General features: G+C 61.2%; 18 protein-coding genes and 1 pseudogene. 10 read left to right on the top strand and 9 right to left on the bottom strand.

Translation table 11 applies throughout. The annotated features are described in order from the left end of the window. Positions 1 to 27: 27 nt before the first annotated feature. Genes AC1ROR_RS09335 through thrC form a run of 4 tightly spaced genes read right to left on the bottom strand, consistent with a single transcriptional unit; the run spans position 28 to position 6,287 of the window. Positions 28 to 2,943, bottom strand: coding sequence for an EAL domain-containing protein (locus tag AC1ROR_RS09335; protein WP_498589251.1), 2,916 nt, complete (start codon positions 2,941 to 2,943; stop codon positions 28 to 30). Then, complete coding sequence (locus tag AC1ROR_RS09330; protein WP_498589250.1) at positions 2,940 to 3,539, bottom strand: GNAT family N-acetyltransferase; 600 nt, start codon at positions 3,537 to 3,539, stop codon at positions 2,940 to 2,942. The genes AC1ROR_RS09335 and AC1ROR_RS09330 overlap by 4 nt, the downstream gene beginning before the upstream one ends. A 32-nt stretch (positions 3,540 to 3,571) precedes the next feature. Further along, on the bottom strand, positions 3,572 to 4,870 hold the full coding sequence (locus tag AC1ROR_RS09325; RefSeq protein WP_035218531.1) for a M16 family metallopeptidase: 1,299 nt from the start codon (positions 4,868 to 4,870) through the stop codon (positions 3,572 to 3,574). Positions 4,871 to 4,889: 19 nt separating this feature from the next. Continuing rightward, positions 4,890 to 6,287 (bottom strand): threonine synthase, encoded by a 1,398-nt coding sequence (gene thrC / locus AC1ROR_RS09320; RefSeq protein WP_498589249.1) that lies wholly within the window; start codon positions 6,285 to 6,287, stop codon positions 4,890 to 4,892. A gap of 265 nt (positions 6,288 to 6,552) precedes the next feature. Here thrC and AC1ROR_RS09315 point away from each other — a divergent pair, with 265 nt between their 5' ends. Next, the gene (locus AC1ROR_RS09315) at positions 6,553 to 7,092 is read left to right on the top strand and encodes a PilZ domain-containing protein (protein WP_498589587.1); all 540 of its coding nucleotides are present in this window, start codon (positions 6,553 to 6,555) and stop codon (positions 7,090 to 7,092) included. 248 nt (positions 7,093 to 7,340) lie between these two features. Here the strand turns inward: AC1ROR_RS09315 and AC1ROR_RS09310 are convergent. Beyond that, a pseudogene (locus AC1ROR_RS09310) lies at positions 7,341 to 7,535 on the bottom strand (BrnA antitoxin family protein); the annotation flags it as partial. Between the two features lie 10 nt (positions 7,536 to 7,545). Beyond that, positions 7,546 to 8,235, bottom strand: coding sequence for an HAD family hydrolase (locus tag AC1ROR_RS09305; RefSeq protein WP_003520496.1), 690 nt, complete (start codon positions 8,233 to 8,235; stop codon positions 7,546 to 7,548). A 221-nt stretch (positions 8,236 to 8,456) separates the two neighbouring features. Here AC1ROR_RS09305 and AC1ROR_RS09300 point away from each other — a divergent pair, with 221 nt between their 5' ends. After that, positions 8,457 to 9,137 carry a GntR family transcriptional regulator gene (locus AC1ROR_RS09300; RefSeq protein ID WP_035218528.1) on the top strand — a complete coding sequence of 227 codons (681 nt, stop codon included), beginning with the start codon at positions 8,457 to 8,459 and terminating at the stop codon, positions 9,135 to 9,137. A gap of 45 nt (positions 9,138 to 9,182) precedes the next feature. Then, positions 9,183 to 9,644 carry a DUF1284 domain-containing protein gene (locus AC1ROR_RS09295; protein ID WP_498589586.1) on the top strand — a complete coding sequence of 154 codons (462 nt, stop codon included), beginning with the start codon at positions 9,183 to 9,185 and terminating at the stop codon, positions 9,642 to 9,644. Here the strand turns inward: AC1ROR_RS09295 and AC1ROR_RS09290 are convergent. Further along, entirely contained in the window at positions 9,604 to 10,704 is a 1,101-nt protein-coding gene (locus AC1ROR_RS09290; protein WP_498589248.1) for a hypothetical protein, read from the bottom strand. The two genes, AC1ROR_RS09295 and AC1ROR_RS09290, sit on opposite strands and share 41 nt — an antisense overlap. A 233-nt stretch (positions 10,705 to 10,937) precedes the next feature. On the opposite strand from AC1ROR_RS09290, the gene AC1ROR_RS09285 reads away from it, so the two are divergent. The 3 genes from AC1ROR_RS09285 to AC1ROR_RS09275 all read left to right on the top strand — a co-directional run bounded on the left by AC1ROR_RS09285 (position 10,938) and on the right by AC1ROR_RS09275 (position 14,859). Then, complete coding sequence (locus AC1ROR_RS09285; RefSeq protein WP_035218524.1) at positions 10,938 to 12,083, top strand: site-specific DNA-methyltransferase; 1,146 nt, start codon at positions 10,938 to 10,940, stop codon at positions 12,081 to 12,083. Positions 12,084 to 12,630: 547 nt separating this feature from the next. Next, a complete protein-coding gene (locus tag AC1ROR_RS09280; RefSeq protein ID WP_498589247.1) occupies positions 12,631 to 13,107 on the top strand; it encodes a hypothetical protein in 477 nt (158 codons plus the stop codon). A gap of 237 nt (positions 13,108 to 13,344) precedes the next feature. After that, positions 13,345 to 14,859: a DegQ family serine endoprotease gene (locus AC1ROR_RS09275; protein ID WP_498589246.1), complete on the top strand. Its 1,515-nt coding sequence runs from the start codon at positions 13,345 to 13,347 to the stop codon at positions 14,857 to 14,859. Positions 14,860 to 14,924: 65 nt separating this feature from the next. On the opposite strand, the gene AC1ROR_RS09270 is transcribed toward AC1ROR_RS09275, so the two are convergent. After that, on the bottom strand, positions 14,925 to 15,536 hold the full coding sequence (locus AC1ROR_RS09270) for an HAD family hydrolase (protein WP_080833719.1): 612 nt from the start codon (positions 15,534 to 15,536) through the stop codon (positions 14,925 to 14,927). Next, on the bottom strand, positions 15,533 to 16,645 hold the full coding sequence (mutY, locus tag AC1ROR_RS09265; RefSeq protein WP_080833721.1) for an A/G-specific adenine glycosylase: 1,113 nt from the start codon (positions 16,643 to 16,645) through the stop codon (positions 15,533 to 15,535). Before mutY ends, AC1ROR_RS09270 begins: the two co-directional genes overlap by 4 nt. A 128-nt stretch (positions 16,646 to 16,773) precedes the next feature. Between mutY and AC1ROR_RS09260 the strand changes: the two genes are divergently transcribed. The 4 genes from AC1ROR_RS09260 to AC1ROR_RS09245 all read left to right on the top strand — a co-directional run bounded on the left by AC1ROR_RS09260 (position 16,774) and on the right by AC1ROR_RS09245 (position 22,149). Beyond that, positions 16,774 to 17,238, top strand: coding sequence for a hypothetical protein (locus tag AC1ROR_RS09260; protein ID WP_035218515.1), 465 nt, complete (start codon positions 16,774 to 16,776; stop codon positions 17,236 to 17,238). Positions 17,239 to 17,265: 27 nt separating this feature from the next. After that, on the top strand, positions 17,266 to 17,787 hold the full coding sequence (locus AC1ROR_RS09255; protein WP_035218512.1) for a DUF721 domain-containing protein: 522 nt from the start codon (positions 17,266 to 17,268) through the stop codon (positions 17,785 to 17,787). A 129-nt stretch (positions 17,788 to 17,916) separates the two neighbouring features. After that, positions 17,917 to 18,597: a DsbA family protein gene (locus AC1ROR_RS09250; RefSeq protein ID WP_498589245.1), complete on the top strand. Its 681-nt coding sequence runs from the start codon at positions 17,917 to 17,919 to the stop codon at positions 18,595 to 18,597. A gap of 84 nt (positions 18,598 to 18,681) precedes the next feature. Beyond that, positions 18,682 to 22,149, top strand: a complete 3,468-nt coding sequence (locus AC1ROR_RS09245) for a chromosome segregation SMC family protein (protein WP_498589244.1) — start codon at positions 18,682 to 18,684, stop codon at positions 22,147 to 22,149. The last annotated feature ends 337 nt before the right edge of the window (positions 22,150 to 22,486 follow it).

Below are 22,486 nucleotides of genomic sequence, written 5' to 3'. Positions count from 1 at the left end.
GGGAGTGCGCTACAGCACTCATCCCCTTTACGAAGCCCGCTTCGTCGGCTGGAACCGCTCCCTGAGAAGCTTCAGAGCCGCATCGCCCGAGACCGGGGTGCCGAACAGGAAGCTCTGGCCAAAATGGCAATTCATGCGCGACAATTCCGCCGCATCTTCCGGCGTCTCGATGCCTTCCGCCACCACCTGCATGTCGAGCGCGCGCGCCATGGCGATGACGGAGCGTAGGAGCACATTGCGCTTGTCGCTGGTATTGGCCACCAGCGCCTTGTCGAGCTTGATCGTATCGAAGGGGAAGCGGGTGAGATAGGCGAGCGACGAATAGCCGGTGCCGAAATCATCCATGGCGAGGCTCAGGCCCGTTTCTTTCAGCTTGGAAAGCACCAGCCGCGCCTGTTCCGGGTTTTCCATGACGACGGATTCCGTCAGCTCCAGCTTCAGCTGCTGTGGATTGCAGCGGGTGCGCGTCAGCATGCTGCGCACATCATTGTACAATTCGTTGTTCAGCAATTGCGCGCTGGAAATATTGACGGAAATGAAGATCGGCATCTTCTCAATGGCATGCTGCCAGTCCATCAGATCGGTCGCCGCCCGCTCCAGTGCGAACATGCCGAGCGGCTCGATCAGGCCGGAAGCTTCCGCAATGGGAATGAACTCGCTCGGCGGAATATTGCCGCGCTTGGGATGTTCCCAGCGCATCAGCGCCTCGAAGCCGGCCAGCTCGCCATCGTCGAGCTTGACGATCGGCTGATAGGCGAGCGACAGCTCCTTGCGCTCGATGGCGCGGCGAAGGTCGCTTTCCATCTGCAGGCGGTCAGTGCCGGAGGTGCGGAAGGCGGGGCGGAACGGCTCGACACGGTTTCCGCCGGCGCGCTTGGCGCGGTACATGGCAAGTTCCGCGTCGCTCAAGAGACCGGCCGCACTTTCCTGCTGGTCGATCCACGAGACGAGGCCGATGGAGGCGGTGAGGATGATTTCGCGATTGGCGAAATTGATCGGCACCATGATCGCCTTGTTCACCGCATCGGCGAAATCTGCGACACGCTGCGGATCGCGCTCGGAGGTCAGGATCAGGCCGAATTCGTCGCCGCCGAGGCGCGCCAGCGTATCCTGCGGTTTCAACAGGCGGCGCAGGCGCCGCGTCAGCGCGATGAGAATATTGTCGCCCGCGGCAATGCCGAGCGTATCGTTGACCAGCTTGTAACGGTCGATATCGATCGCCATCACGGTCGGGCGCACGCCCTCGCTGTCGGGCGAGAGGTTGAGGATCGATTGCAGGCGGTCGAGAAAGACTTGCCGGTTCGGAAGTCCGGTCAGATTGTCGTTCATCGCATCCTGCAACAGCCGCTCGACCGAATTCTTCTGCTCGGTAATGTCGGTAATCGTGCCGACGCAGCGGATGATTTCGCCGTTGGAGCCGAGAACCGGACGGGCGCGGATTTGCAGCCAGTGGAAATGCCCGTCTTCGGCGCGAATGCGGAATTCGTGGTTGAGGCGGCCCTTGCGGTGGTCGAGCAGCACGTCGAGCGTCGCCTTGAAGCGGTCGCGATCGTCAGGGTGCAGGCGCGGCAACCAGTTGCGCGCAGCACCATGCATGGTGCCGGGTTCCAGCCCCAGGCGGTTGGAAATGTCGGGCGTGGTGACGATGCGGTCGCGCGTCACGTCCCAGTCCCACACGGTATCGCCGCTGCCCGTCAGCGCCAGCGACTGGCGTTCAAGGTCAGAGAACAGGCCCTGCTGATAGGCGCTGCCGGCAAAGGCATGCTGGATGACGGTAAAGCCGATCAGCAGCACGATCAGCACCAGTCCGCCGCCAAGCGCCGGCTGCACGATGTCATTGTCCAGTTGCCCCGTTACCGTCAGCCAGCTGCCGAATAGCCAGACGAGGATGAGCGCCCAGGAGGGCACGAGCAAAATCGCCCGGTCGTAACGGTTGAAGCCGAGATAGATGATGAGTGCGATACCGGCCGTTGCGGTGAGCGCGAAGGACACGCGGGCGATGCCCGACGCAACCGAAGGATCGTAGATCGCCACGCCGAACAGCAGCGCCAGACCCACCACCCAGGCAAAGGTCGCATAACCCAGATGCGCATGCCATCGGTTGAGATTGAGATAGGTGAACAGGAAGACCACGAAGCTGGAGGCGAGCGCCACTTCCGCGCCCGCCCTCCATATTCGCTGATCGCTGGATGTCACGGTGATGAGCTTTTCAAGAAAGCCGAAATCAACGCAGATATAGGCAAGCACCGCCCAGGCAAGTGCGGCGGAGGCCGGCAGAACCGAGGTTCCCTTGACCACGAACAGAATGGTCAGAAGCACGGCCAGAAGGCCGGCAATGCCGAGCACGATGCCGCGATAGAGCGTGAATGCGTTGATCGTGTCCTTGTACGCTTCCGGTTCCCACAGATAGATCTGCGGCAATTGCGGCGTCGATAGCTCGGCGACGAAGGTGATGACGGAGCCGGGATTGAGCGTGATGCGGAACACGTCGGCATCCGGGCTCGGCTGCCTGTCCAGCGCAAAGCCTTCGCTCGGCGTGATCGCGATGATGCGCTGCGAGCCGAGATCGGGCCAGAACAGTTTGGAGTTCACCAGACGGAAATGCGGGGCGACGATGACGCGTTCCAGCTGCTCTTCGGAGATGTTGGCGAGTGCGAAGACCGCCCAGTCGCCCTGGTGATCCGTGGAACTGGCGCGCACCTCGATACGGCGGCGGATGCCGTCTGGTCCGGGGGCGGTGGAAACCTGAAAGGCCTCGCCCTGATTGGCGTAGATATCGGTCGTCGCGGTCAGATCAAGCGCCGTATCGTCACGGGAAATCTTCACCGGCTCGAAGGCGTAGGAATAGGAAGCAAAAAGCAGGAACAGCAGGAAAAACGGCGCAGCCAGTGCGATTGCCGCCAGACGTTTCGACAGGCAAGGCGCAGTGTGATTGTAGGTCATGTATCGTACTTCGTTCCGCCGGAGCTTTGCTTGTCGGCAAGAAGGGAAAACATCATATGATCCCGCCATTGGCCATTGATTTTCAGATATTCCCGCAAGAGACCTTCCCGCTGGAACCCGGCATTTTCGAGAAGCCGGATGCTTTTGAAGTTTTCCGGAATACAGGCTGCCTCGATACGGTGCAACTGAAGTCCGTTGAAGATGTATGGTATTACCAATTTTAATGCGGCAGACATATGGCCTTTGGCGGCGTGGCGTTCGCCTATCCAGTAGCCGATCATGCAGCTTTGCGCGGCCCCCCGGCGGATGTAACCGATTGTGATGCCGCCGACCAGCAGGGTCTCCTTTTCGAACAGCAGAAACGAAACGGCGGTGCCGGAGGAAAATTCCTGGCCGTTGCGCACCACGCGCATCCGGAAAGAGCCTTCCGTCAACTCGTCCGGACGCCAGCTTGGCTCCCAGGGCTGGAGAAAGTGCCGGCTTTCCGACCGCAGGACGTGCCATTGCTTGAAATCGCCATAGCGCGGCAGTCTGAGAAGATGGTCGGCGCTGCGCAGTTCGGGCGTGTCATTATGTCGGGAAAGAAAACGCAGCATTCACCATCCCCGTGCGGAAGAAACCGCCACGCTTAGCCGTTCGCCTTTATCCTTGCGGGCTGCTGCGCGGAAAGCGCGGCAGTGATGTCTGAAAGAGGCGGCAGATGTTCGAGCGGGCCAATTGCGGACAATGTCGGAACTGTATCGAAAAACAGCCGTCCCGCAAGATCGGTCAGCCGTTCGCGGGTAATGTCGCCAAGGCGCTCCATCATCTCCTCATTGGGAATGGGCCGGCCGTAGAGCATCATCTGCCGGGCCATCTGGCCGGCACGGGCCGCCGGGCTTTCCTGTCCCATGAGCAGTTGGGCGCGGATTTGCGCGCGCGCCCGGTCGATTTCTTCCTGATGGATGGTCTGCGAGGACTTGCGCAATTCTTCCAGAATGACCGGCACAAGTTCCGGCAGGTCGTTGCCGCCGGTGGCCGCATGCACGCCGAAAATGCCCGTATCGGAAAAGCCCCAGTGAAACGCATAGACGGAATAGCAGAGGCCGCGATATTCGCGCACTTCCTGGAAAAGACGCGACGACATGCCACCGCCGAGGATATTGGCGAGAATCTGCGAACAATAGAAATCGCGGGCGTGATAGGCCTTGCCCTCGAAACCCAGAAGCACCTGCGCGTCCATCAGGTCGCGGGTCTCGCGGATTTCACCGCCGGTATAAACAGCCTTTTCGAGAACCGGCGTGGTGACGGGCAGTTGCGGCAACGAGGCGAAACGTTCTTCCACCTGCTTCACGAAGCTCTCGTGATCGACAGCACCGGCCGCCACGACGAAAATGCGGTCCGTCGTGTAGTTGCGGGCGAGATAATGCCTGATCTGGCCGGTGGTGAAGGATTGCACGGTATCCGGCGTGCCGAGGATCGGGCGGCCGATGGTCTGGTCGCGATAGGCGACACCGGAGAAATTGTCGAAGATCACGTCGTCGGGCGTATCGGTCGCAGCGCCGATTTCCTGCAGGATGACGTTTTTCTCCCGCTCCAGTTCCTCTTCGTCGAAGAGCGATTCCGTCAGGATATCGGCAAGAATATCGACGGCGAGCGGGACGTGGTCTTTCAGGACGCGGGCGTAGTAGGAGGTGGTTTCCGTCGATGTCGCGGCGTTGACTTCGCCGCCGACATTTTCGATCTCTTCGGCGATCTGCCGGGCGGTGCGGCGTGCCGTGCCCTTGAAGGCCATATGTTCGAGAAGATGGGCGATGCCGTGTTCGGCAGTCGTCTCGTTGCGGGATCCGGATTTGATCCACACCCCAAGAGCAACGCTTTCGAGATGCGGCATTCTTTCCGTCACAACGGTCAACCCGGACGAAAGCCGGGTCACATTAACTCTCATATCAAGTCTTTCCGCGTCTCTATTTGCCGGCGCGTGCATGTTGGCCGATGAAGGTTTCCACGGCTTTCAGCTCTGCGTCCAGAATGTCGAAACGCTCCTCCCGGTTCATAATGTCAGCTAACCATACTGGAAGCGCAGGCTCGATTGCGCAAGCGGATTTTACAGCGGCCGGGAATTTAGCCGGATGGGCGGTAGACAGAACCACCATCGGGCTTCCCGCCTTTTCGTGCTTTTCCGCCACGAAAACGCCGGTTGCCGTATGCGGGTCGATCAGGTAGCCGGTTTTCTCAAGCGTCTCGCGAATGGTCGCCGCCACCTGCTTTTCGGTGGCGCGGCCGGCGCGGAAATCCTTCTTGATGAACTTCAGTGCCTTCGGCGGAATTTCAAACGCACCGGACTGCTTCAGGCCGTCCATCGATGCCTTCACCGCCGCGGAATCGCGGTCATAGGCTTCAAACAGCAGGCGCTCGAAGTTGGAAGAAATCTGGATGTCCATCGAAGGCGAGGTGGTGGGCTTGACGCCGCGCATCTCGTAACGGCCGGTCTTCAGCGTGCGCGCCAGAATGTCATTGTCATTGGTGGCGATGACGAGCTTGTCGATCGGCAGGCCCATCTTCTTGGCGACGTAACCGGCAAAGATATCGCCGAAATTGCCGGTTGGAACGGTGAAGGAAATCTTCCGGTCGGGACCGCCGAGCGAGAGCGACGCGGTGAAATAATAGACAACCTGCGCCATGATGCGCGCCCAGTTGATGGAGTTGACGCCGGAAAGCTTCACGCTGTCGCGGAACTTCACGTCGTTGAACATCTCTTTGACCAGCGTCTGGCAATCGTCGAAATTGCCGTTGATCGCCAGCGCATGCACGTTGGAAGCGGTGGAGGTCGTCATCTGGCGTTGCTGCACCGGAGAGACCTTGCCGTTCGGGAAAAGGATGAAAATGTCGGTGCGCTCGCGCCCGGCAAAGGCGTCGATGGCTGCACCACCCGTGTCGCCGGAGGTGGCGCCAACGATGGTGGCGCGTTCGCCGCGCTCGGAAAGTGTATAGTCCATCAGGCGGGCGAGAAGCTGCATCGCCACGTCCTTGAAGGCGAGCGTGGTGCCGTGGAAAAGTTCCAGCACGAAAGTGTTCGGGCCGGTCTGGGTCAACGGCACGACGGCCGGATGCCGGAAAGTGGAATAGGCGTCGTCGATCATCGCCCTGAACTTGTCGGCCGGAATTTCACCACCGGTGAAACGGTAGAGAACCTCGAAGGCGACGTCCTGATAGGACTTGCCGCGCAGATTGCGGATTTCCTTTTTCGACATGGAGGGCCATTCGCGCGGCACATAAAGCCCGCCATCACGGCCAAGGCCCGCCAGAAGCGCGTCGCAGAAACCAAGCGAAGGGGCCGAACCCCGGGTCGATACATATTTCACGAGATAGTCCCTTGTCCGTTACCGATCTTGCCGGCGTCTTTGTCCGCAACGTCTCACCGGAATGAGGCGATTGGCGAGGTAATGAAGGGCTTTTCTGAAAATTCAAGCAAAACCGAACATGCCAATCGATTTTTTCCGGCGTCGCTGCTATAGACCATCGCCAACCTGCGTGAAAGGTCAATAAACAGCGTCTCCGGTTCTGTTCCGGGACAATGGAGAGGGAATTAGAAGAGTGTCAGGGAATTTCTTGCGTTTGTCCGCCGCGATGTCGCTTCTGGCCGTCGTTGCAGGATGTAATTCCTCCAATCCGTCGGACTCGCTTGCCGTCAACCCTCCGGCCGCGCAGGCCAATGCCGTCACCCCGGTGGTGCAGGCCAACTGCCCGATCGTGACGGTTCTCGACGCCAACGCCGTCCACCGGGTCTATGCCGGCGGCGCCAAGGACGACCCGCAGAAACTCGCCTATCAGGTCTCGCTGTCAGACACGACGCGCTCATGCACCGCAAACGAAGCCACGCTGACGGTGAACGTGCTGGCGCAGGGTCGTCTCGTTCCCGGCCCGATGGCAAAGCCCGGCCGCGTGACGGTTCCGATCCGCGTGACGGTGAAGGATGGCGACGGCGAAATCTACGGCGAAACGACCAATTTCGCCATCGATGTCCCGGCAGGCGGAGCCGGCACGCAGTTCATTTTCAACAACGACCACGTGGCCATTCCCAACGGTCCGGGCGGCGCACCGAAGTCGGTCAGCGTCTATATCGGCTTCGGCGGCGAGAGCGCCAAGGCAAAGACCAAGCGCCGGTGATTTGACGGGCGAAATGTAAAAACCGGAGGCTGCTCGGCAGGCTTCGGTTCTGATTGCGCGCAGGTCCGAATTCCGTCACCCCGGACTTGATCCGGGGTACAGCGCGGTCAAGTCATTGATCGCAAAAGACTCTTCTCACGGCGCAGACGCGCCGTGACTGGATGCCGGATCAAGTCCGGCATGACGGAGGAGAGGTCTACGACTTTCCATGCTTTTTAAGCGGAGGGTTTTCCCACAGCCATCGCTTTCTCCGCTGACGGGCGGCTACGAGAGTTTCGATACTCCTCCACAGCCTCAAAAAAAGCTGGCGGCAAAACGTCCCTGGCGGGGCGCGCATTTGCTAGCTCTTCATTCGACATCTCGGGAAAGTCGACAGCATCCCAGTCCGCTTCGGTATAGCCTTGGCCGGGTACGAATTCCTTTTGTGTCTGGGATGTAACCACAGCTACCTCGTCAAAAAGCGCCTTCCCACTCCGCCATTGCCGCAATAACGGCCGGCAGGTCCTGCATGCGCGAGATCACCGTTTCGGCGCCCGCATCCGTCAGCCGGTCGGCATGGCTCGGATAGGTGTGGGATGCGCCGGTGAAACCGATGACGCGCATGCCGGCGGCTCTTGCACCATGGATGCCGTGCACGGAATCTTCGACCACGACGACGCGGTCGGGGGAGACGCCGAACTGTGCCGCGCCATGCAGGAAGATGTCGGGCTTCGGCTTCACGCGGTCGGCGCCGAGATCCTTGGCGGAATAGATATGTGGCGCGAAATAGGGCTTCAGGCCCACCTTCGTCAGCATCATGTCGAGCCGGTGGCTCGAGGAATTCGAGCAGATGCAGCGCGGCGTCGTCAGGCGCGACAGCGCGAATTTCACGCCTTCGATGATCTTCACGTCGCGTTCCAGCCGCATGTCGAGCAGCTTTTCCGACTTGTCGAGCAGGGAAGCGGAGAGCGGGATGCTGGCTTCGCTTTCCACCTGCAGAAGAATGTTCTTCCAGGTCATGCCGGCAAAGCGCTCGCCCATTTCCTCAACGGAGATCGGATAACCCGCCTCGGTCAAAAGGCGGGACTCCACCTGTGCGGCGATGATTTCGGAATCGACCAGAACGCCGTCACAGTCGAAAATAATGAGGTCGAAGCCGCTCATGGGCGCTCCCTGTATCGGATTTGCCGGGAAAAAGTGATGCGGGGGGCTTTTAGACCATGTCCACGTCAAGCTCAACTGGCTGACCCGCAAGGGTCGGTCCCATCAGGCTCATAGCTTGCCGGTTGGGCAGGAAACTGTGCGGCTTCGAATATTCGGCTTTGCGCATTTGCCGCGTGCAAAAAGCACTACACACAGTCGCGCCAGATGCGTTATGGGATGTTATGCCAAAGCCAGTGAAAACCACGCCTGAAGACACCATTGCCGCACGCATCAGCCGCACGCTCGCTGACCGCATCGTTCGCGGAGAACTGTCGCCGGGCGAACGGTTGCGGCAGGATCACATCGCTGCCGAATTCGGCGCTTCGCATGTGCCGGTGCGCGAGGCGTTCCGCCGGCTGGAGGCGCAGGGACTGGCCGCCAGCATTCCGCGCCGGGGTGTCCGGGTTGCGGATTTCGGCCTTGACGATGTGCGCGAAGTTGCGGAAATGCGCGCAGCCCTTGAGGTTCTCGCGCTGCGCCACGCCATTCCCAACATGACTTCAGCCATTCTCGACCAGGCGGAAGCCGCGACACTGGAAGGCGATAGCGCCGTCGATGTGCAGCATTGGGAGGAGGCGAACCGCCGCTTCCACCGCCTCATCACGGCGCCCTGCAACATGCCGCGCCTGATGGAGGCGATCGACGGTCTGCATGCGGCGAGTGCCCGCTTCCTGTTTTCCGCCTGGCGGGCCGGGTGGGAGCGCCGTACCGATACCGATCACCGCGCAATCATCGATGCGCTGCGCGGCGGCCGCGCCGAAGAGGCGGTGCGTATCCTTGACGGCCACGTGCAATGGATCGGTCGCAAGGCGATCCGCACCTCGTCCGGCTCGGTGCGCGACGCCTTCGCGATCGTCGGATAGGGCAGGCCCGTGACCGTCCGCCTCCGGCCCCACCATCTTCTCTGTATGCTCACCTATGTGGGCAAAGGTTATACGTCCAGCTTCGTCGAAAATTACGACCGTGTCGCCGCCCGCCTGAATGCCGGCGCGGAAGATATCGAGCTGGTGGATGGGCCGGATGATATTTGCGAAGGCCTGTTGTGTGAAAGCCATGCCCACTGTTTCAACGAAGGCGTGGTGCAGCGGGATGAGACGGCCCGCCTTTCGGTGTCAGAGCTTTTGGGCGAGGCACTGATCGCCGGCAAGCGGCTGCAGGCGACCCCCGACTTTCTCGCGAAGATGCGTCTGGCTTTCGCCGCAGGCGAGATCAGGCAGGCCTGTCGAGGCTGTCAGTGGATAAGGCTGTGCGACCGTATCGCGGCGTCAGGCTTCTCAGGTGTGAAAATCGGCGAACGGCCAGAGCCTCCGGCCGGGCGACGGCCGAGGCCTACTCCGGCACATTCGTCTCGGTTCTCTCGGCGGCCTTGACCGTCGCCTTGATTTCCTTCGGCTCGCGACCGGACTTTTCATCGTAGCTCACCTTCACCGAATAATCGCCCGGATGCAGCGTCTCCTGATGCCGGGTGCCGTACCGTCCGGAAATTTCCTTTTGCGTGCCCTGAAGGTCCTTGGTCGTTTCGACGATATCGATCCGCTCCGCACCCGGTGCGGTGATCGCCAAAACACCCGCATCGAGGTCAATGTTGATTTCGGTGCGTTTTCCGGCGGTCACGGTGAAGGGCTGCTCCACCGTCACCTTGCCGAGACGGGCGCGCATCACGAAATCGCCGGCGGGCATTTCCATGATTTTGCCGGTGCCGTAAATGCCGTTGATGGTCTGGCGGGTGCCATCCAGCGTCTCCTTGGCTGAAAGCGCCTCGAAACGGATATCGTCCGTCTCCACCCCCTTGCCGCCCTGCGCATACACCGCCTTGGCGACGACCACGCCGCTCGGGATGACGAGCTCGTGGCTGATCTTCTCGCCCGCCTTGACGGCAAGCGTTTCCTGCGCCCGTGCTGGGCCGATACTGCCGGTGAGGAGCACGTCGCCCGCGGGCACGAAGACCGTGTTCTGGCCGTAGACGCTATCCTTGAAATCGCTCTTGGTGATCTCGGTCTTTGCCTGCGTTTCCACATCGCCGCCGGGACTGCGTTTCGGCACTACAGTCAGTTCCGCCGCGTTGAAATTAACCTTCGGCCTCGCGACGCTTCCGTCCTTCACTTCGAAGGCTATTTCGCTGATGACATTGCCGAGCGCCGCGACACCAACATATTTGCCGGCCGGCAGCTTCGCCTCGAAAGTGGCGTCATAGGATCCGCCGGCATTGACATCGGTGCGCGCTCCGGCCCGGTCGGCCTTGTAGAAATCCCATCGCACTTTGTCGCTGTTGCCCAGCGAGGGGCCGCCATCGAACATCACGGCGTCGGTCACGACATTAAATTGCGGTGCCGGCTCCTGCGCCCGCAATGGCGACGGCAATGCTGCCATCAGAAGAACGGCGGAAACGACATGCATTGAAAAAGAAGCCGTTCGCATCATGGACCCCATTCGGATTACCCCCGTTATTGCCGGTCTTCCTGCCGCACCGATAGGCGGAACAGGACAACCCGTTGTGCACAACGTTTTTACGGGACTTCGGGTTCCCCGTGCGCAGCCGCAAATCCGCCATGCACGCCTCAACAGCCATTTATTTTGCATTTTCCGTGACTTGTTCAGGCTTTGATAACCATCTTCGGTAACCATAAGCATCAGTAGAGAGTAAGCGTATGGAGCGAGTACCAATGGCAGCAGTTTTTCCGCTGGCCGATTTTCGGCGTGCCGGTTTTGATCGTGCGGGCGAGAGTGACGCCTGGAAAGACAGCATCATCAAAGGTGATTGTGTCGCTGCCTTGGATGCCCTCCCGAGCCAGTCGGTCGATGCGATTTTCGCCGATCCGCCCTATAATCTCCAGCTTGGCGGCACGCTGCACCGGCCCGATCAGTCGCTGGTCGATGCCGTCGATGACGAATGGGACCAGTTTGCCTCTTTCGAGGCCTATGACGCTTTCACCCGCGCCTGGCTGCTCGCCTGCCGCCGTGTGCTGAAACCCAACGGCACCATCTGGGTCATCGGCTCCTACCACAATATCTTCCGTGTCGGCTCCATGCTCCAGAACCTCGATTTCTGGATCCTGAACGACATCGTCTGGCGCAAGACCAATCCCATGCCGAATTTTAAGGGCCGCCGGTTCCAGAACGCCCATGAGACCATGATCTGGGCCAGCCGCGATCCGAAAGCCAAGAACTACACCTTCAACTACGATGCGCTGAAGGCCTCCAACGACGATGTGCAGATGCGCTCCGACTGGCTGTTCCCGATCTGCAGCGGCCATGAGCGTCTGAAGGGTGACGACGGCAAGAAGGTGCATCCCACCCAGAAGCCGGAAGCGCTGCTGGCGCGCATCATCATGGCCTCCACCAAGCCGGGTGATATCGTGCTCGACCCGTTCTTCGGTTCCGGCACCACGGGTGCGGTCGCAAAACGTCTCGGCCGCCACTTCGTCGGCATCGAGCGCGAACAGGATTATATCGATGCGGCATCGGCCCGCATCGCCGCCGTCGAGCCGCTCGGCAAGGCGGAACTGACCGTGATGACCGGCAAGAAGGCCGAACCGCGCGTTGCCTTCAACACGCTGGTGGAAAGCGGCCTGGTCCGCCCGGGCCAGGTACTGACCGATGCGAGACGCCGTTATAGCGCCATTATTCGTGCCGATGGTACTCTGGCATCCGCCGGGACCGCCGGCTCCATTCACCGCCTCGGCGCAAAGGTGCAGGGTCTCGACGCATGCAACGGATGGACGTTCTGGCATTTCGAAGATGGCGACGAATTGAAGCCGATCGATGATTTGAGAGCGATCATCCGCAGTGAAATGGCAAAGGCTGAATAGTCAAAAGCCGTAGAGGCTGGAGACGGACGATCCACCGCCCGCCCTTGTCAGGATACGTCTCCGTCCGGTTTAGTACCTTCAGTCCCGGATGGAGAACGACCAACGCCCGGCACCTCGGTGTCGGGCGTTGGTATTTTCGAATATTTTATTTTAGCCAGACAAGTTTCGCGCAAGAGACCGGCCATAGTGTCTGATGCAAAGCAGTGGTTGTGAAAAACCGTTTCGGAAAGATCGCAGGAACATTGCTGTCCCATGCCGCTTGCGGCAGGACTGGCGCAGGCTGGAGACCGCCATTTCCGCCTGCGCCAATTTTCTTTTCCGGGTTTTCGTGGACCTGTCCGAACTCGTCATGGCACCCACGCCGGGTTCCCCAGCCTTAACGATAGATGTCCTGCGCGTTACGGAAGATTAACGTGACGCTATACATGGCGGGGAGTACATATTCTTCCAGGCTGAGTGTCGCCGGCGACCCAAAAAGATCGCGACGCGACGATGCGAGACAGCCGGATTCGCGGGCCATTGCCCGCGATGAACAAGGAGGCGTGCCATGCGCTCGCTTTTCAAGACAGTCACAATAGCATCCTTCATTCTGGCGACGGCCACGGGCGGCGCTTTCGCGGCCGGACATTCGCATGGCGAGCATTCCGGCTCCGGCGGAATGCACAGTGAACGGTCTCATGATGTCGACCGGGGCGGCAGACATTTCTTCCGCCACAACGATGACGACCTGTTCATGAATGACATGTACATGAACTATACCGGTCCCGCCGCTTACGGGCAGAGACCGCATCTGGTTCGTGTGCTTCATGAGCTGCGTGTCGCCGACCACCGCATCGATTTCGAACGCCAGCAGGGCAGGTTGAGCGCAGGCGCTTTCAACCGGCTCGAAAATGAATCGTCCGCAATCCGCACTCAGGCACTCAAAACCGCCGACATGCATCGTGGCTACCTTCCCATGAAGGCATTTAACACCCTTCAGGGCGAAGTCCGGCAACTTGATCGGAACATCGTCCGCATGAGCTGACAGAGGCCTGCGGTCCTCACCTGACGAGGATCGGCCATGCTGCCGCAGATCGCGCCGGAGAGCGGTGACGGGGCACGAACCCGCCCTCCGGCTCCAGGATTTCCCCACGGGGTCGTGCGGATTTCGAAAGAACGATTGGAAACTCAAAACCATGCGCCTGCCGGCTGCATTGGGTGCCGGTCCGCCTGCTCCCCTGACCGTCACGGCCGCAAGCATGCCCTCGAAAGGAGAAACGTCATGACCAGTATTCTTCGCAGATATCGCATCGCGGCTTTGCTTGGCGCGGCCTTTGTCGCCGCACCGCTTGCGATGCCCGTCTTTCTGCACAACGCACCCGCTTTCGCCCAGGCCGGATTATCGGCCATCCCCGGTCCCGTGACCTCGGGCGGCTCCTTCGCCGGTATCGTCGCCGCCGACAAGCCGGCGGTGGTGACCATCACCACCGAAATGAAAACGCAGGAACAGGCGACGGACGATACGACGCCGTTCGACCAGCAGTTCCGCCAGTTCTTCGGCGAGCAGGGCATTCCCATGCCGCAACAGCAGCCGCAGCAGCGCCAGTCGCAGACTGCGGAAGCGCTGGGTTCCGGCTTCATCATCTCGCCGGACGGTTATATCGTCACCAATAATCATGTCATCGATAATGCCACCGCCATCAAGGTGACGCTGGATGATGGCACCGAGCTTCCCGCCAAGCTTGTCGGCGCCGATCCGAAATCCGATCTCGCCGTCTTGAAAGTGGTTTCTCCCAGACCGCTCGCGGTCATTTCCTGGGGTGACTCGGACAGGCTCAAGGCCGGCGATCAGATCCTTGCCATCGGCAATCCGTTCGGCATCGGCACCACGGTCACGGCCGGCATCGTTTCTGCCCGTGGCCGCGATCTGCACAGCGGGCCCTATGACGACTTCATCCAGATCGACGCGCCGATCAACCACGGCAACTCCGGTGGCCCGCTGGTCGATGTCGAAGGCAAGGTGGTCGGCATCAACACCGCGATCTATTCGCCGAATGGCGGCAGCGTCGGTGTCGGTTTCGCCATTCCCTCCGATCAGGCCCAGAATGTCGTCGTCCGCCTCATGAAGGATGGGTCGATCCAGCATGGCTTCATCGGTGTCCAGATACAGCCGGTGACGCCTGACGTGGCCAATGCCATCGGTCTGACGGCAGCGGAGGGCGCGCTGGTCGCCAGGGTCGACACCGGCACGCCGGCAGGCCGGGCCGGCATCAAGAGTGGTGATGTCATTACCTCTCTGGGTGGACAGGCGATCAAGTCGCCGCGCGACCTGTCGCGCATGGTTGCCGATCTGTCGCCCGGCCAGAAGGAACATGTCACTGTCTGGCGCCAGGGAGAAAGCAGGGACCTGCTTCTGACCGTGGGAGGCAATGAAGGCCAGAGCGCGCAATCCTCCGCGGATAACGGTCAGCAGAAAGGCGACGCCTCATCGCAGTCCCTGCCGATGATCGGGATCGGGCTGGCCGACATCACCCCGGCGGTCCGCGAAGCCCTCAGCCTGCCGCAGGATGAAAAGGGTGCTATCGTCGAAAGTGTCGCGCCCTCGAAACCCGCCGCCGAGGCCGGCTTGCAGGCGGGCGACGTGATCGTCTCGGTCAATCAGGCGAAGGTGAAATCGGCGGGTGACGCCAAGGCTGCGATTGCGCAGGCGGGCAAGGCAGGTCGCAAATCCGTTCTGCTGCTCATCCAGCGCGGCGATTCGCAAACCTATGTCGCCATCCCCTTCGCAAGGGGCTGAGCCCCGGCTTTCGGGAAAACCGCAAGGAACGGGCAACTCCATCGGAGCTGCCCGTTCCATCATTCTCAGACATCCACACCGTGCGCCCGCAGGTCCTGCTTCAGCTTCTCGGCACCGGTAAAATGCACCGCCTGCCAGCCCGCAGCCTTAGCACCTTCCACATTCACCAATGTATCGTCGATGAAAATGCTGGCGGCGGGGTTAAGGCCGAATTCCTTCGCGTGCAGATCGTAGATCGCCACATCCGGTTTCAGGAGCTTGACGTCGCCGGAGACCGTCACGCCGCGCGGCAGCGTCAGGAAGGGAAACATCTTCTGCGCCTCGCGAAACGTGTCGGAGGCGAAGTTGGTCAGCATCGTCACGTCATGGCCGCTGTCGATCAGGGCAACCATGATGGCGACGCTGTCGTCATAGGAATGCGAGACCATCTCGTGCCAGAACTTGCGGAAGGCGCGGATATGCTCTTCCCGTTCCGGAAACTGTTCCATCAGCAACGCCTCGGCATCCTCCCAGCGGCGTCCGCGATCCTGTTCGAGGTTCCAGTCATGGGTGCAGACGTTTTCGAAGAACCATTTGCGCTCGTCGGCATCGGGAATGAGGCGGCTATAGGGAATATGCGGATCGTAATGGATCAACACCTTACCGATGTCGAATACGATATGCTCAATCTTAGTCATCGAAATTTCCTGCGTTCATCGAATGCGGATGGAATAGCTTGGGCGATGACTTTTTTCATCACCGTTGGCAACGCCTGTGCGTCAAGATTTGTAACCGGCTCCCACCATCCGTCATCCGGCCCGGTTTTGAGGCTATCCGGCACCTGCGCGCGATAGACGGTGAGCCGCAGTTCGAAATGGGTGAAGACATGCACGATGACGCCCGCCGCCTGCCAACCGGCGGCAAAAGGCGCATGGCTCGCCTCCGTGCCGCCGTCCATGCGCGCGGTCCATGCCGTTGTCGGCACCTCGGTCATGCCGCCGAGAAGCCCGCTTTCGATGCGCCGCCGGAGCAGGATTTCACCGCTCGCATTCACCGCCACGAAGGCGGCCCCGAGCCGCACCGGCTTTGCCTTCTTCGCCGCCTTGACCGGAAAACGCTCCGGCTCGTCATGGGCAAGCGCAAGACAGTGGCCGTTGAACGGACAGAGCGCGCAGGCCGGCCGTTTCGGCGTGCAGATCGTTGCGCCGAGATCCATCATCGCCTGGGCGAAATCGCCGGGCCGGTCGGAAGGGGTAAGCGCGGCCACCTTCGCTTTCATGGCGGGCTTTGAGCCGGGCAGGGGAGCATCGATCGCGAAGAGGCGGGAGATGACGCGCTCCACATTGCCGTCCATCACCGCCGCCTGCCGGTTGAACGCGATGGCCGCGACGGCGGCCGATGTATAATCGCCGATGCCGGGCAGTTGCTTCAGACCCTCTTCGGTATCCGGAAAGACGCCGCCATGCTCGCGCGCCACGGCTTCGGCGCATTTTTTAAGGTTGCGGGCGCGGGCGTAATAACCGAGCCCCGCCCAGGCTGCCATGACGTCTTCGACCGGCGCCGCGGCCAGATCGCTGACGCTTGGCCAGGCGGCGAGAAACTTCAGGAAATAGGGTTTGACCGCCTGCACCGTCGTCTGCTGCAGCATGACCTCCGACAGCCAGACATGATAGGGATCGGCGCGTTTTCCCCGTGCCGCCATGGCGGGGGACGTGCGCCATGGCAGTTCGCGATGGTGCCGGTCATACCATGCGAGAAGTTGTTCCGCTGTCGGATGGGATATGTGTTGTCGCGCATCTGTGTTCATCGCCGCTGAACATAGAGACGGCGCGGCAATCTGCAACAGGATACCCGTTGCGACGGCGTGGAAAACCGTATCCTGCAATGAGCGCCCTGACGTAGAATTCCCCCATTCGATTCAGGAGGAACGAACCCATGCCAAACGCGCTGCTGGAAATGATACCCCCGCCGCTCCAGTACACTATCGGAGTTTTGCTGGCCCTGTGCCTGATAGGGTGGTTGCTGAACCATATCGGCCGGCTGTGTTTCGGGCATGAGAACAGCGTGGCCTTTGTGGTGGCGCGCCTGATCCGCGAAATCCGCCAGCTGGAAAAGATGCGGGGAAAGCCCTCCCGCCGTTTTCGTATTCTCGAATCCGGTTTCTGGGCGATTTTCTGCCACGGCCTGTGGATATACCTGTCCGTCGTGCTGATCTGCATGTTGGTGATCGCCGCTATCTCGGATAAGCCGGGAATAGGACATCTGAAGATTTTGGCTGGCGGATATTTCCTCTTTGGATGTTTGGCGGTCAGAATGATACGCTTGGGCGCCTGCCGGGACTGGCGGCGATTCCGGGCGCTGTTGCGCGGCGAAGAAGATGACGATGGCGCGACCGCTTGAGGTCAATTGGCCTCTGTCGAGGAGAGCATGAAGAAACCCGCAGATTCATTCCGCAAAGGCGTCGTGCAGATCGCCGAAGTCGCCAATGGCATCATGGACCCCGTGCTGTCGAAACGGGCGGGCATCAACACGGCGCTGCTCGGCTCCTGGGACGAGATTGCCGGTGATGACTTCGCCGATTGCACCCGCCCGGAAAAGATCACCTGGCCGCGCCGCGACGAGGGGCCGGATCGCGGCGGCTACCAGCCGGGCGTGCTGACGATTGCCTGCGAAGGCGCGCGCGCCCTGTTTCTCACCCATGCGCAGGGCGAACTCATCGCCCGCATCAACGGCTTTTTCGGCTTTCCGGCGGTGCGCCAGATCAGGATCGTGCAGAAACCGGTCTCGCAAACCATCACCCGCAGGCGCAAACCGCAGCCCCTGCGCGGCGATGCGGCAAAACGTCTCGATGACATGATGAATGGCATCGAGAGCGAGGCGTTGCGCAAGGCGGTGGAGAGGCTTGGCACGGCGGTGTTGCAGAAAAAGCCGGGGCGCAGGACGATTTGATGTGACGGCGCCGTCCTTGACTGGTCACAATTCTTTGACAAGAAGAGTTCAAAACCCCGCTTGTGATGAACAGGCCGTCGCTATATCGGAATCAACGGACAATAGAGTCTATTACCAACAGGTGCTTTCATGCATTTTCCCGAACTGACCATTTCCCGTCGCAGCCTTCTCGGCGGCGTTGCTCTTGCCGCCCTTGCCACGGCCCTGCCGTTCGCCTTCGCGCCCGGTATCGCCGAAGCGCAGGAACTGCCTGAATCCACCGGTGATGTGGATATGGCTGCGGTGCTGAAGCCCGGCCCGCTGCCGGAAGCGGCGCTCGGCGATGCCAACGCACCCGTCAAGATCGTCGAATATATGTCGATGACCTGCCCGCATTGCGCCAACTTCCACAACAAGACCTTTGACGAGATCAAGAAGAAATATATCGATACCGGCAAGGTCTATTTCGTCATCCGCGAATTCCCGTTCGATCCGCGTGCGGCTGCCGCCTTCATGCTGGCGCGCTGCGCACCGGAAGGTCAGTATTTCCCGTTCGTTTCCATGCTGTTCAAGCAGCAGCAGAGCTGGGCCACGGCACAGGATGCCCGTGCCGCCCTGCTGCAATTGTCGAAAATGGCCGGTTTCTCACAGGAGTCTTTCGAGGCCTGCTTGACGAACCAGAAACTTCTGGATGATGTGAACGCAACCATGCAACGCGGTGCGACGGAATTCGGCGTCAACTCCACGCCGACTTTCATCATCAACGGCAAGAAATATGCGGGAGACATGTCGGTTGAAAACATGTCGGCTGTCATCGACAAGCTGCTCTGATCGCCGAACCCCAAGAGAAACGGGCGGCGGATACTTCCGTTCGCCCGTTTTTTATTGCCTGTCTTCCGGTCGGAGCATGACGGCATGAAGTTCAACAAGCTCCGCGTCGTCGGTTTCAAGTCCTTCGTCGAACCTTCCGAATTCATCATCGAGCCGGGTCTTACCGGCGTTGTCGGTCCGAATGGCTGCGGCAAGTCCAATCTGGTCGAAGCGCTGCGCTGGGTGATGGGCGAAAACTCCTACAAGAACATGCGCGCATCCGGCATGGATGACGTCATCTTCTCCGGTTCCGGCAATCGCCCGGCCCGCAATACCGCCGAAGTCGGCCTTTACCTCGACAATTCCGACCGCACCGCGCCTGCCGCCTTCAACGATGCCGATGAAATTCAGGTCACACGCCGCATCGAGCGCGAAAACGGCTCCGTTTACCGCATCAACGGCAAGGAAGCGCGCGCCAAGGATGTGCAGCTTCTGTTTGCGGACGCCTCCACCGGCGCCCGCTCGCCCTCCATGGTGGGGCAGGGCCGTATCGGCGAGCTCATCAATGCCAAGCCGCAGGCCCGCCGCCAGCTGCTGGAAGAGGCGGCCGGCATTTCCGGCCTGCATTCGCGTCGCCACGAGGCCGAGCTTCGCCTGCGCGCCGCCGAGACCAATCTGGAGCGGCTGGAAGACGTCACAGCCCAGCTGGAAAGCCAGATCGAAAGCCTGAAACGCCAGGCGCGGCAGGCCAACCGTTTCAAGATGCTGTCCGCCGATATTCGCGCCCGCGAGGCGACCCTGCTGCACATCCGCTGGGTGGAGGCCAAGGAAGCCGAAGGTGAGGCGGAAAGCGCGCTTAATCAGGCGACCAATATCGTTGCCGAAAAGGCGCAGGCGCAGATGGAGGCGGCCAAGCAGCAGGGAATCGCCAGCCTGAAACTGCCGGAATTGCGCGAGGATGAGGCCCGTGTCGCCGCCGCCCTGCAACGCCTGCAGATCGCCCGCACCCAGCTGGACGACGAGGCGAACCGCCTGCTGCGCCGCCGTGATGAGCTGGCCCGCCGCCTGTCGCAGCTTGGCGAGGATATTATCCGCGAGGAACGGCTGGTCTCCGATAATGCCCAGATACTCGCACGGCTCGATGAGGAAGAGGCCGAACTTCTGGAAATCCTCTCCGATTCCGGCCGCCATGCGGAAGAGATGCGCGAAGCCTTTGAAGCTGCGGCTATCAAGCTTGCGGAAAGCGAAGCCATCTTCACCGCGATTACCGCCGAACGAGCCGAAGCAGCCGCCGCCCGCCAGCAACTGGAGCGGGCGATCCGTGATCTTTCCGATCGCAAGCTGAGGTTGGAACGACAATCGCAGGAGGCGTCCGCCGAGATCGATGCCATCGACGAAAAACTCTCCGGCCTTCCCGACCCGTCCGAACGGCGCGAAGCGGTCGAGGCGGCGGAGATCGCGGTTGAGGATGCCCTGATCGTGGTGGAGGAAGCCGAAGCCGCCGTCGCTGAGGCCCGTTCCGCCGAAGCGCTGGCGCGCGCGCCGCTGGAAACGGCGCGGAACCGGCTGAACGCGCTGGATACGGAAGCACGCACCATCGCCAAAATCCTTGCCTCCAGCGCTGCCGCCAATGGCAGCTTTACACCGGTGGCGGAAGAAATGACGGTGGAGCGCGGTTTTGAGGCGGCATTGGGTGCCGCCCTCGGCGACGATCTCGAAAGCCCGCTCGATCCCGCCGCTCCCGCCTATTGGGCCGGTAATGGCGATGGCGCGGATGATCCCGCCCTGCCTCAGGGCGCGAAACCGCTTCTGGATTATGCGCAGGCGCCGGAAGCCCTGCGCCGCGCTTTGGCGCAGATCGGCGTCGTCGCCAACACTGCGGAGGCCCTGCGCCTGCTGCCGCATCTGAAGGTTGGCCAGCGGCTGGTGACGCGCGAAGGCGCGCTGTTGCGCTGGGACGGTCACATCGCCAGTGCCGATGCGCCGGGTGCCGCAGCGCTTCGCCTGTCGCAGAAGAACCGCCTCGCTGAAATCGAGACAGAACTGGATGAGGCCCGCTCCATTCTGGACGAGGCCGAGGACCAGCTTGCCGCCCGCACCGAGGACATCAGAAGCAGCGAATTGCGGCTCTCGGACGTGCGCGACAGAAGCCGTCTTGCGACCCGCCATCTTGCCGAGGCGCGCGAGGCGCTGACATCAGCCGAAAGGGCTTCGGGCGATCTGCTGCGCCGGCGCGATATCGTGTCCGAAGCCCTGAACCAGATCGGCGCGCAGATCGATGAGATCGCCGTTCAGGAAGAAAACGCCCGCATCGAAATGGAAGACGCGCCCGATCTTTCCATGCTGGATCTGCGGCTACGCGAGAGCCAGGTTGAAGTCGCCACCGACCGCGGCCTTCTGGCGGAGGCCCGCGCCCGCCATGAGGGTGTGAGCCGCGAGGCCGAAAGTCGCCAGCGCAGAATTCAGGCGATAGGGCAGGAGCGCTCCACCTGGCAGTCGCGTGCGGCAGGTGCGGCCGATCACATCGCCACGCTGCGCGAACGCGAGGAAGAGGCGCGCGAGGAAATCGCCGAGCTGGACATAGCGCCGGAAGAATTCGACGAGAAACGCCGCAACCTGCTCAATGAATTGCAGAAGACCGAAGACGCCCGCCGCGAGGCCGCCGACCGGCTGGCCGAGGCGGAAAACCTGCAGCGCGCCGCCGACCGGGTGGCCGCAACGGCGCTTTCGGAACTGGCCGAAGCCCGCGAAAAGCGCGGCCGTGCCGAAGAACGGCTGGTCTCCGCCCGCGAAAAGCGGCAGGAAACCGAACATCGCATCCGCGAAACGCTGAATACCGAGCCGCATATGGCCTTCCGCCTGACCGGCCTCGGTCCCGACCAGCCGAAGCCGGATATTCGCGATGTCGAGCGCGATCTCGACCGGCTGAAGATTGAGCGCGAAAGGCTGGGCGCGGTCAATCTGCGCGCCGAGGAGGAGCAGGCCGAGCTTTCCGCCAAGCTGGAGGCGTTGATCAAGGAGCGCGACGACATCATCGACGCCGTGCGCAAGCTGCGCGCCGGCATCCAGAACCTTAACCGCGAAGGCCGCGAGCGGCTGATCGCCGCTTTCGATGTGGTCAATTCGCAGTTCCAGCGGCTGTTCACCCATCTCTTCGGCGGCGGCACGGCGGAATTGCAGCTGATCGAATCCGACGATCCGCTGGAAGCGGGGCTGGAAATCCTCGCCCGCCCGCCGGGCAAGAAACCGCAGACCATGACGCTGCTGTCCGGCGGCGAACAGGCGCTGACGGCCATGGCGCTGATCTTCGCGGTCTTCCTCACCAATCCCGCGCCCATCTGCGTGCTGGACGAGGTGGATGCGCCGCTGGACGACCACAATGTCGAGCGTTACTGCAACCTGATGGACGAGATGGTGGCCTCCACCGAAACCCGCTTCGTCATCATCACCCACAATCCCATCACCATGGCGCGCATGAACCGCCTCTTCGGCGTCACCATGGCCGAACAGGGCGTCTCGCAACTGGTATCCGTGGATTTGCAGACTGCCGAGCAGCTTCGCGAAGCCGTCTGAGTTTCATTTCCAGGGCCGGCTCCCAGCTTTGTCCATCGCGAATTTATCTGGCCGCATCACCCATTCGGGTGGGCGACAATACGCAGCGTTTTGCTATGTCTTCTTGAAAGGGATCAGGGTTCTTTCCAGACCCCCCATCCGGTTTCCTGTACCGGATGGAATGCCTTGCGAGGCCGCTGCCGTGGCCTCGCAAGGCTTTCTTTTTTGCGAGGAAAACTCCGGGGAATTGGACTGTGGTGTTGGGATTGTAGTTCTGGGCCAGTATCGCCCACTGCCGTCATTCCGGCCTTGAGCCGGAATCCAGCCAGCCCAAGTCCTTGGGCTGAAAAGGGGGCTC

The sequence above is a fragment of the Agrobacterium sp. GW821-FHT14E08 genome, assembly GCF_058803865.1.
This window is presented reverse-complemented; position numbering and strand designations above follow the sequence as displayed.

Coding starts and splice junctions, on each gene's coding strand:
- AC1ROR_RS09275 (WP_498589246.1), top strand. CDS start 13,345: ATGACCAGTATTCTTCGCAGATATCGCATCGCGGCTTTGCTTGGCGCG.
- AC1ROR_RS09325 (WP_035218531.1), bottom strand. CDS start 4,870: ATGAGAGTTAATGTGACCCGGCTTTCGTCCGGGTTGACCGTTGTGACG.
- AC1ROR_RS09250 (WP_498589245.1), top strand. CDS start 17,917: ATGCATTTTCCCGAACTGACCATTTCCCGTCGCAGCCTTCTCGGCGGC.
- AC1ROR_RS09295 (WP_498589586.1), top strand. CDS start 9,183: ATGCTCACCTATGTGGGCAAAGGTTATACGTCCAGCTTCGTCGAAAAT.
- AC1ROR_RS09245 (WP_498589244.1), top strand. CDS start 18,682: ATGAAGTTCAACAAGCTCCGCGTCGTCGGTTTCAAGTCCTTCGTCGAA.
- AC1ROR_RS09260 (WP_035218515.1), top strand. CDS start 16,774: ATGCCAAACGCGCTGCTGGAAATGATACCCCCGCCGCTCCAGTACACT.
- AC1ROR_RS09280 (WP_498589247.1), top strand. CDS start 12,631: ATGCGCTCGCTTTTCAAGACAGTCACAATAGCATCCTTCATTCTGGCG.
- AC1ROR_RS09290 (WP_498589248.1), bottom strand. CDS start 10,704: ATGGGGTCCATGATGCGAACGGCTTCTTTTTCAATGCATGTCGTTTCC.
- AC1ROR_RS09300 (WP_035218528.1), top strand. CDS start 8,457: ATGCCAAAGCCAGTGAAAACCACGCCTGAAGACACCATTGCCGCACGC.
- AC1ROR_RS09255 (WP_035218512.1), top strand. CDS start 17,266: ATGAAGAAACCCGCAGATTCATTCCGCAAAGGCGTCGTGCAGATCGCC.
- mutY (WP_080833721.1), bottom strand. CDS start 16,645: ATGAACACAGATGCGCGACAACACATATCCCATCCGACAGCGGAACAA.
- AC1ROR_RS09330 (WP_498589250.1), bottom strand. CDS start 3,539: ATGCTGCGTTTTCTTTCCCGACATAATGACACGCCCGAACTGCGCAGC.
- AC1ROR_RS09270 (WP_080833719.1), bottom strand. CDS start 15,536: ATGACTAAGATTGAGCATATCGTATTCGACATCGGTAAGGTGTTGATC.
- AC1ROR_RS09305 (WP_003520496.1), bottom strand. CDS start 8,235: ATGAGCGGCTTCGACCTCATTATTTTCGACTGTGACGGCGTTCTGGTC.
- AC1ROR_RS09285 (WP_035218524.1), top strand. CDS start 10,938: ATGGCAGCAGTTTTTCCGCTGGCCGATTTTCGGCGTGCCGGTTTTGAT.
- AC1ROR_RS09335 (WP_498589251.1), bottom strand. CDS start 2,943: ATGACCTACAATCACACTGCGCCTTGCCTGTCGAAACGTCTGGCGGCA.
- AC1ROR_RS09315 (WP_498589587.1), top strand. CDS start 6,553: ATGTCGCTTCTGGCCGTCGTTGCAGGATGTAATTCCTCCAATCCGTCG.